General features: G+C 70.3%; 1 protein-coding gene. It reads left to right on the forward strand.

Annotation, left to right across the window (positions count from 1 at the left end):
- Positions 1-89 precede the first annotated feature (89 nt).
- Positions 90-888: lyase family protein (locus ALMP_RS42655; protein ID WP_264937436.1), on the forward strand; the 799-nt coding region annotated here is incomplete at its 3' end.

The following is an 888-nucleotide window of genomic DNA, read 5'->3' on the forward strand; positions in this document are numbered from 1 at the left end:
GCGTCACCTCGCACCGCTCGGGCCGGCCACCACCTCCACAGACGTCTCCCCTCCTTCCACCCTCACTCCCAGAAAGAGGCCGCACCCTCATGACCGCCGCCGTCACCCGCAGTGAACACGACCTGCTCGGAGACCGGGACGTCCCGGCCGACGCGTACTGGGGTGTGCACACCCTGCGTGCGACCGAGAACTTCCCGATCACCGGGACACCGATCTCCGCCTACCCGCACCTGATCGACGCGCTGGCCGCCGTGAAGGAGGCCGCCGCGCTCGCCAACGAGGAGCTGGGCCTGCTGGAGCCGGCGAAGGCCGCCGCGATCGTCGCCGCGTGCCGGGAGATCCGGTCCGGGGAGCTGCACGACCAGTTCGTCGTGGACGTCATCCAGGGCGGTGCCGGCACCTCGACCAACATGAACGCCAACGAGGTCGTCGCCAACCGGGCACTGGAGCTGCTGGGGCACGCCAAGGGCGAGTACCGCTTCCTGCACCCCAACGAGGACGTCAACCTCGGTCAGTCGACCAACGACGTCTACCCGACCGCCGTGAAGGTCGCGACGGTGTTCGCGGTGCGCGGGCTGCTCAAGGCGATGGCGGTGCTGCAGGACGCCTTCGCGGCCAAGGCGGTGGAGTTCCGTGACGTGCTGAAGATGGGCCGTACGCAGTTGCAGGACGCGGTGCCGATGACGCTCGGCCAGGAGTTCTCCGCGTACGCCGTCATGCTGGACGAGGACCGCAGCCGGCTGGCGGAGGCCGTGGAGCTGATCCATGAGATCAACCTCGGGGCGACCGCGATCGGCACGGGACTGAACGCGCCCGCCGGCTACGCCGAGTCGGCCCGCCGCCACCTCGCCGCCATCACCGGGCTGCCGCTGGTCACCGCCGCCAACC

The organism is Streptomyces sp. A012304 (genome assembly GCF_026008495.1).
Lineage (GTDB): Bacteria > Actinomycetota > Actinomycetes > Streptomycetales > Streptomycetaceae > Streptomyces.